Genomic DNA, 8,838 nt, shown 5'->3' on the forward strand with positions numbered 1-8,838 from the left:
CCGCATCCGCTACGAGCGACGCGCCGATCTCCACCAGGGCCTGCTCGAACTGGCCTGCAGCCTCATATGCCTCCGCCGCCTGCGAACCTCATTCTGAAACGATCAGTAAGATCGTCCGCACTTCACCCACCGAGATCAGGGAGCCCCCACATGAACACCATCGACAAGCACGCCGTCGACGAGGCCATAGCCCAGGCATTCAAGGAGGTCAGAACCGCGATGAACAGCCACAACGAAAAAAGCCTCCACATGTACACCGAGGCCCTGACGGCCTTGCTGGAACTTCGCAGGGCGATCACGGACGAGGCCGCCTCCCGAGGCTGAGCCCCCACACCCCGAACCTGCCGCCGGCAGGAGCCACCCTCACGGCTCGCCCGACCGCAAAAAACCAGCCGCCCAGGAGCCCGGCGACCCCGAACGCATCACCTGGCCCCGCGGGACGCCGTTCACCCCCGCTCCGCAGCCCGTCGCCTGGCTGCGCGCAGGAACCCGCACCTCCGAGGAGGGGACGGCGACCACTTGCCCGACCGGGCGGCAACGGCGCGGCGAGCCGCTCGCCAGGCAGCGTCAGGCCGGGGTCCGCACGGAACCGGCCCCTCCACCGCGCCGGCCGTACGGTCCCACGTGCTCGGCGTTGTTCCACATCAGGGTGGCGACCCGGCCACCATGGCGCCGAGAACGAACAGCCAGGAGCCGGCCCGCGCCCGGAAGCGCGGTCGCCGCCCAGCCACATCACCCTCACCAAGCATGACTTGCAGGATGCCCACCGCCCTGCCCAGAAGCACTCCCGCCGGGCCGGCCTCGGTCGGAGTCCCGCAGCCCCACGCCCCCGAACCCAGACTCCTCACCCACCCACGCAGCCCCGCACCGGCCCGCATCTTCGGACCTTCGAGCACCGGCGCAGCCGCGCGGCCGACTGGCCTCGTTGGCGCTCGGTGCTAACGAGCCCTCACCGTCGAACCCGGTCGATACTCACCCCTCGCCCCATTACGAGGCCGCTCCCACCCCTCCCTCGTCCCTGACGCCCCCTCACCGCCCGGCGCGGAACCCCTCACTCCCCCCACCTCCGCCTCCCGCCTTCCCCACCTCCCCAGAACCCTCTGCTCCACCCCACCCCACCCCTCCCACCGCAGGTCAGCGCTCCCCCACTCCAACCACTTGCCGCAACGATCTTCATTGCCCGACGTCACCCGGCGTGATACACAGAGTGACCATGCGTGTCCTCGTGCACCGCTCCTCGTTACCGGCGGGGCGCGCGGACGGGGTCCCACGCAAACTCGGCCAGGGATTGGCGCCAATGCGGTGCCGCAACACCACACTCCTCGGCGAGAATGGGCGTGACCTCTGCACACCGGCAGAGGGCGAAGAACAACCCACTAGGGGCGGTGAGTTACATGCTTATGGCAGCCGACAAGGGCGACATCACCACCATCATCGGCGGGATCGCCCCCAACTGGGGGCCCTTCGGCGAGCTGGGGAACGAAGCGAAAACCATGATCCAGGTGGTCATGGCCATCGCCATCCTGCTCTGCCTGGGCATCGCGATCTGGGGCGCGGCCAAGCAGCGCATCGGCGCGACGGCACTGCGCGACACCTTCAGCGCGGAGCAGGGCAAGGGCCTGATCATCGCCGGCCTGACCGGCGTCTTCATCATCGGCTCCCTCGGCACCCTCTTCACGATCGTGTACGGCATGGCCGTCTGACCGCCCGTCCCGCCCCCACCACCCGTCCGTCGCGCCCACCGGCTGAGGTCGTGTCTCCCTGATGTCCAGTCACCACACCGCGCCCGCGCGGCCACGAGCAGGACTACCGTCGTACGTAGCCCACCGAACGGTGCGGCCCTACGTCGACGCCGAGGGGGCGTACGCGGCATGAACCCGGGAGACGAACAGGGCTACGACACCGACGAGCGCTACGGCGGCACGGGCCAGACCCGCACCCGCCTCCCCGGCGACGAGGACACCTACGACACCGCCCGCCGCTCCATGCGCCCCTCCAGGAGCCTCATCACGGTCGTCGGCGTCGTCGTCCTCCTCATCGCCGCCATCGCCTTCGCCAACCAGAACACCGACACCCCGGACAACCCCTCAGACGCCCGCGGCCCGGCCGCCTCCCCGACGTCCCCCACGGGCACGAAGCCGGTGGACACCCAGACGTCAGGCATCCCCACGGGACACCCCCAGACCAAACAGGGGGCGGAGAGCGCGGCGGCGAACTACGCGGTGGCGCTGGGGTCGGCCGAGATGTTCGGCGAAGAGCGACGTAGCCAGATCCTGGAAACCATCATCGTCCCCTCCGAAGTTCAACGGTTCCGAGACTCGCTGGACCAGGCTTACTCGAAGCCGCTCTTCCAGAATCTGGGTCTGCGGGAGGACGGCTCGTCGCCCGAGGGCCTCACTTTCGTCTCACGGACCACTCCCATCGGGACCACCGCTGCGAAGTACACGGACACCAAGGCCACCCTTTCCGTCTGGTGCTCCGGACTACTGGGGATGGCTGGCGAGACCTCGACCAACCCCGTGACCAGCAGCTGGTTCACGATCACGATGGAACTGCACTGGGTCGACGGCGACTGGAAGATCTTCACCCACTCGCAAAAGGACGGCCCAGCGCCAGTCCCCGGTGATGAACGTGCCGCAACATCTGAGGAAATCGCCAAGGCTGTTGAAGGGTATGGGGGGCTGACCTATGCGAGGTGAACTCAGGTCATGGCGGAACACCACCGTTGTTGCGATCACGTCTGCCGTCTTGCTCGCGCCGACCCGTGCACACGCCGACCCGAATGACGATCCCTGCGACCTGATCCACGGCCCCGCCAGGGACTACTGCGAAAGCGGCGCCGAATCCTCCGGCGGCGGAGCCGGCACCAGCTCCACCCCCGACCCCCTCGGCTCCACCCTCGACCCCCTCTCCTCCCTCGCCAAGGGCTGCGCCCAGGCCGCCGCCTGGACCGTCGACAAGCTCTCCGACGCCGTCGACTCCACCGCCAACGTCGACTTCACCAACCCCCAGTTCCTCCAGCAGTACGCCGTCGTCTTCGCCGCCTCCACGGTGCTGACCCTGCTGCTCTGGCTCCTCGCCGTGGCCAAGCGCGCAGTCCGGGGCGTGCCGCTGACGACCGCGCTCTCCGAGGCGATCGGCTTCCTCTGGCTGACCGTGCTCGCCTCCGCCTTCACCCCCTTGATCCTCTACACCGTGGTCTCCGCGACGGACAGCGTCACCACGGTCCTGGCCAAGTCGACCGGCGGCCAGACCGACGCCTTCTTCGGCACCTTCTCCGAAGCCCTGAAGAAGGGCGAGGACATCGGAGGCGGCCCGATCATGCTGATCGTGGTCTCCCTCGTCTCGATCCTCGCCGCGGGCGTCCTCTGGCTCGAACTGGTGATCCGCGCCGCCCTCCTCTACGTCGGCGCCCTCCTCGGCACCGTCGTCTACGCCGGCCTGGTCGACAAGAACCTCTGGAAGCACGTCCGCCGCTGGGCGGGCATCATGATCGCCGTGATCCTGGTGAAGCCGGTGATCGTGATCGTGCTCGGCCTCGCCGGCGCGCTCTCCTCCGAGGACGGGCCCAACGCCTTCTCCGCGGTCGTCTCCGGCCTCGCCATCATCCTCCTCGCGATCTTCGCCAGCGCCATGATCTACCGCTTCGTCCCCGGCTTCGGTGACGAGATCGCCGCCTCCCGCAACAACCGCCTCTCCCAGGGCGCCGAGGGCCGTGCCGCCGCCGTCCTCTCCTCACCCGCGGCCCTCGTCTCGCAGGGCATCAAGGCGCACAGCGGCCGCCAGAGCGGCGACGGCGGCGGCGCCTCCCAGCCCCGCCCCGCCAACCAGGCGAGCGGCGGTATGGCCGCCCACGCCTCCCGGGGCGGCTCGGGCGGTTCCCCCAGCGCACCCCCTCCCCGCTCGGGCAACCCGGTCAACAGCCCGCACGCCGGCTCCCGAGGCAGTTCCACCGGCTCCCCCCGCTCCGGAGGTGACGGGCGTTGACGACGACGTCCCACTCGATCGCACCGCGCCGTACGTATCTCATCGGCCGCGCCCGCCCCAACGCCGTCATCGGCAAGAACCGCGAGACCGGCGAGATCGTCCTGATCGTCTTCGGGGCGTTCCTCGGCATGATGTGCGGGCTGCTGGTGCCCACCCTCTCGGTGCGCATCGCCCTCCTCGCGGGCCTGCCCATGGTCGGGCTGGCCGCCGTCTACGTCCCGTACAAGGGCCGCACGTTCTACAGGTGGTTCGAGATCAACCGGAGCTACAAGCGGATGCTGCGCCGCGGAACCACCTACCGTTCCTCCACCGCCGAAGCAGGCACCCGCCTCGACGGCCGCGAGGTCGCCGTCGGCCCCCCGCCCGGGATCGGCCGCATCAACTGGCTCGCCGCCCCCTTCGGCCCGGACGAGATCGCCGTCCTGCTCCACGCCGACCGGCGGACCGTCACCGCCGCCATCGAGATCGAGGGCCCCGGCGTGGGCCTGCGCGACTCCGAGGACCAGGAGGCCCTCGTCGACCGCTTCGGCACCCTGCTGAAGCACGTCGCCAACGGCGACGGCTTCGTCACCCGCCTCCAGATGCTGGCCCGCACCCTGCCCGCCGACCCCGACGCCCACGCCAAGGACGTCGCCCAGCGCGGCGACTCCCGCTCCCCCGGCTGGCTCCAGAGCTCCTACGACCAGCTCCAGTCGATGGTCTCCACCTCCAGCGAGCAGCACCGCGCCTACCTCGTCGCCTGCATGCACTACTCCCGCGAACTGGCCTCCGAGGCCAACGCCATGGCCCGCGCCTCCCGGCGCCAGGGCGGCGGCCGCCGCCTCGACCGCGACGCGGGCCTCGCCGTGGTCATGGCCCGCGAGCTCACCGACATCTGCTCGCGCCTCCAGGAGGCGGACATCCGCGTCCGCCAGCCCCTCGGCCAGAGCCGCCTCTCCTCCCTGATCCACTCCATGTACGACCCCGACCACCCGATCGACCACATCCAGGCCATGTCCCAGCGCAACGCCTGGCCCGCCGAACTCGACGCCGTCGAGCCGACCTTCCTCAAGGCCAAGACCCGCGAGTCCAGCACCCGCGCTCCCTGGTGCCACGCCACCGCGTGGGTGAAGGAGTGGCCGATGACCCCGGTGGGCGTCAACTTCCTCGCCCCGCTCCTCGTGCACACCCCGGACGTGATCCGGACGGTCGCCGTCACGATGGACCTGGAGCCGACCGAGGTCGCCATCGAGCGGATGCTGACCGAGAAGACCAACGACGACGCGGACGCCTCCCGCGCGGCCAAGATGAACCGCACCGTCGACCCACGGGACGCCGCCGCCAACTCCCGCCTCGACCAGCGCGGCGAGGACCTGGCCAGCGGCGCCGCCGGCGTCAACCTCGTCGGCTACATCACGGTCTCCTCCCGCAACCCGGAGGCCCTCGCCCGCGACAAGCGCACCATCCGCGCCTCGGCCGGAAAGTCGTACCTGAAGCTGGAGTGGTGCGACCGCGAGCACCACCGCGCCTTCGTCAACACCCTGCCCTTCGCCACCGGCATCCGCCGCTGACCCCGTACGCCACGACCCGCTGAAGGAGGGCCTGCCATGCGCGATCCGCTGACCGCCCTGACGGAGACGTTCACCTCGTTCCTCTTCGGCAAGGTGGAGACGACCCGGCTTCCCGTCCGCACCTCCACCGGGCAGGCACAGGCCGTGTACCTGCCGACCGCCGCCCCCGGCCTCGGCGACTCGGGCGTGATCATCGGCCGGGAGGTCTACAGCGGCAAGGGGTACATCTACGACCCCTTCCAGCTCTACGGCCAGCAGCTGCCCGCGCCCCACTGGCTGGTCCTCGGCGAGTCCGGCAACGGCAAGTCCGCGCTGGAGAAGACGTACGTCCTGCGCCAGCTCCGCTTCCGCGACCGCCAGGTCGTCGTCCTGGACGCCCAGGGCGAGGACGGGGTCGGCGAGTGGAACCTGATCGCCGAGCAGCTGGGCATAACTCCCATCCGCCTCGACCCGACGGCCGCCCTCGACATGGGCATCCGCCTCAACCCGCTCGACCCCTCGATCACCACCACGGGCCAGCTGGCGCTGCTGCGCACCATCATCGAGGTCGCCATGGGCCACGGCCTCGACGAGCGCTCCGGCTTCGCCCTGAAGGTCGCCCACGCGTACGTCACCCACTCGGTCACCGATCGCCAGCCCGTCCTGACCGACATCGTCGACCAGCTCCGTCATCCGAAGCCGGAGTCGGCCGAGGCCATGAACGTCGCCATAGACGACGTCCGCGCCTGGGGCCTGGACGTGGCGCTCGTCCTCGACCGGCTGGTCGACGGTGACCTGCGCGGCATGTTCGACGGCCCGACGACCGTCGGCATCGACCTCGACGCTCCCCTCATCGTCTTCGACCTCTCCCACATCGACCGGAACTCGATCGCCATGCCGATCCTCATGGCGATCGTCGGCGTCTGGCTGGAGCACACCTGGATCCGCCCGGACCGGAAGAAGCGCATCTTCCTGGTCGAAGAGGCCTGGCACATCATCAACTCGCCTTTCGTCGCCCAGCTCTTCCAGCGCCTGCTGAAGTTCGGACGCCGCCTCGGTCTCTCCTTCGTCGCGGTGGTCCACCACCTCTCCGACGTCGTGGACGGCGCCGCGGCCAAGGAGGCGGCCGCCATCCTCAAGATGGCCTCCACCCGGACCATCTACGCCCAGAAGGCCGACGAGGCCCGCGCCACCGGCCGCGTCCTCGGCCTGCCCCGCTGGGCGGTGGAGATCATCCCGACCCTGACACCGGGCATCGCCGTGTGGGACGTCAACGGCAACGTGCAGGTCGTCAAACATCTGATCACCGAGACCGAACGTCCCCTCGTCTTCACCGACCGCGCCATGACGGAGTCCTCCGTCGACCCGGACGACCTGGGGTTCAACGCGGACCTCCTCGCCGCCGAGCAGGAGGCGGAAGAGCGAGCGGCCATGATGGAACAGCACGTACGGGCCCACTACCCCGACGCCGGCCACCCCGGCTACCCCGAGTCGACGTCCACGGTGGCCTGAGGTGGCCGCCGCACACCGGGAGCGCGGCTCCTCGGCCGGCGCGGCACCCGCCCAGCGCGGCGTACCCGACGGTCTGCTGATCGGCGTCCTCGCCTTCCTGCTGGCCTCCACCTGCCTGGTGTGGACGGCGACCGGCCTGGCCGGCCTCCTCAGCCACGGCGCCTGGCCGGACGGCGTGGAGTTCACCCGCACTCCGGCAGCCCTCCGCTCCCTGCTCTCCGCACCCCAGGATCTGCCGTCCGCCTGGCCCGGGACCCCGCCCGCCCAGCTCTCCGGCTGGGGCCTCTTCTGGGGCCTGGCCATCGGCCAGCTCCTCCTGGCGCTCACTCTGGCGCTGGCTGTCGCCTTCTCCGTCGCCCGCCGCAAGGCCGCCCGAACGGACCGGATGGCCCGCCACGCCGACCTCCCTACGAGCACGGCTCCTACCGGCACGCCGGCCCCCACTGAGCCGTCTCTCCTGAAACCCACGCCCACGACCTCCGCACAGCACTCCGCATCGCCCTCCCCAGCCGCACCCGGGCCGGAGCCTTCCTCCTCACGCACCTCCCCCTACGAGGCCGAGTCCCAGCAGTCACAGCAGGACCCGGATGTCCCATCGTTCGCGGCTGCCCCTCCGAGCACCGCCCTCGAAACGATGTTCCCCTCACCACGACCGGAACAAGCCGCTCCCCCGTTCACTCGTTCGAGTGCTTACGGCGTAGGCAGCGGACTCCCCGAGCCGACCTCGCAGCTCCTGCTCGGCCCCCGGGAAACCCGTCTCGAACAGGCCGCTCGCGCCCTCCAGACCGCGGAGGGTGCCGCTCTCGTCGTCACCTCCGCCCCCGCGCTGTGGGCCGAGACAAAGGATGCCCGCAGCAAGCTCGGCCCGGTCCACCTCTACGACCCGTCCCACCTCTGCGACACCCCGGACCGCCTCCGCTGGTCCCCGACCGCCGGGTGCCAGGACATGGCGACGGCCACGACCAGGTCCGTCGCCCTCCTCGCACCCGTCAGGCCGCACTCCGCTCTGGACGCCGCTGTCGCCGACACCGCCCAGACACTGCTCCGGTGCTTCCTCCACGCCGCGGAGACCGGCGGGAAGGGCCTCAAGCATCTCCACCGCTGGTCCCAAGGCAGCCAGCTCCAGGAGGCCGTGACGGTCCTTCGGACCCACCCCCGCGCGGCGGCCGGCAGTGCCGGCGAACTGGAGAGCGCCCTCACCGCCCACCCGGAACGCCGGGACCAGGCACTCCACCTCATCGGCAAGACCCTGGCCTCGCTCAGCTCCGTCCACATCCGCAACGCCTGCGTACCGAACCGCTCCGACTTCACAGCGGTGGAGTCATTCGTCGCCGAAGGGGGCACGCTTTACGTGGTGGGCGAGTCCGTCGAGGACCCGAAGTCCCATCCGGGCGCGGTCCCCCTGGTCACCGCGTTCGCCTCATACGTGGTCGAGCACGGCCGCCGCGTGGCCGCACGGTCACCCGCCGGCCGGCTCGACCCACCAGCCCTCCTGATCCTGGAGGACCTGGCGGCCGTCGCCCCCTTGCCGCAGCTCCCCGAGCTTCTCGCCGCAGGCCCCCGAGAGGGCATCCACCCCCTCGTGCTGCTCCGCTCCGAGGAACAGGCCAGGAGCCGCTGGCCCGGCGAACCCTCCCTCTTCAAGACCCCTTGAAAGCCGGCCAGAACGCAAAGAAGCCCGGGTGGTGAGAAACGGCTTTCCGTCTCTCACCACCCGGGCAACAAAAAAGTGGTGGTCCCCGGACCGAAATCCGGGGACCACCACTCTCAATAATAGTTCGGCGGCGTCCTACTCTCCCACAGGGTCCCC

The 8,838-nt window shown here is 70.3% G+C and carries 7 protein-coding genes; all 7 read left to right on the forward strand.

Annotated features, from left to right (window positions below; genetic code table 11):
• The first annotated feature begins 150 nt into the window (after nt 1-150).
• Nucleotides 151-324 (forward strand): hypothetical protein, encoded by a 174-nt coding sequence (locus IF45_RS33510; protein ID WP_008413773.1) that lies wholly within the window; start codon nt 151-153, stop codon nt 322-324.
• A gap of 1,070 nt (nt 325-1,394) precedes the next feature.
• The gene (locus IF45_RS0130630; RefSeq protein ID WP_003949576.1) at nt 1,395-1,703 is read left to right on the forward strand and encodes a DUF8827 family protein; all 309 of its coding nucleotides are present in this window, start codon (nt 1,395-1,397) and stop codon (nt 1,701-1,703) included.
• Nucleotides 1,704-1,871: 168 nt separating this feature from the next.
• Nucleotides 1,872-2,699, forward strand: coding sequence for a hypothetical protein (locus IF45_RS0130635; protein ID WP_030310847.1), 828 nt, complete (start codon nt 1,872-1,874; stop codon nt 2,697-2,699).
• A complete protein-coding gene (locus IF45_RS0130640) occupies nt 2,689-3,987 on the forward strand; it encodes a hypothetical protein (protein WP_030310848.1) in 1,299 nt (432 codons plus the stop codon). Before IF45_RS0130635 ends, IF45_RS0130640 begins: the two co-directional genes overlap by 11 nt.
• Nucleotides 3,984-5,537 (forward strand): SCO6880 family protein, encoded by a 1,554-nt coding sequence (locus IF45_RS0130645; protein ID WP_003949573.1) that lies wholly within the window; start codon nt 3,984-3,986, stop codon nt 5,535-5,537. The genes IF45_RS0130640 and IF45_RS0130645 overlap by 4 nt, the downstream gene beginning before the upstream one ends.
• 36 nt (nt 5,538-5,573) lie before the next feature.
• Nucleotides 5,574-7,028 (forward strand): ATP-binding protein, encoded by a 1,455-nt coding sequence (locus tag IF45_RS0130650; RefSeq protein ID WP_003949572.1) that lies wholly within the window; start codon nt 5,574-5,576, stop codon nt 7,026-7,028.
• A 1-nt stretch (nt 7,029) separates the two neighbouring features.
• A complete protein-coding gene (locus IF45_RS0130655) occupies nt 7,030-8,682 on the forward strand; it encodes a hypothetical protein (protein WP_030310849.1) in 1,653 nt (550 codons plus the stop codon).
• Nucleotides 8,683-8,838 lie beyond the last annotated feature (156 nt).

The organism is Streptomyces albidoflavus (assembly GCF_000719955.1).
GTDB classification, from domain to species: domain Bacteria; phylum Actinomycetota; class Actinomycetes; order Streptomycetales; family Streptomycetaceae; genus Streptomyces; species Streptomyces albidoflavus.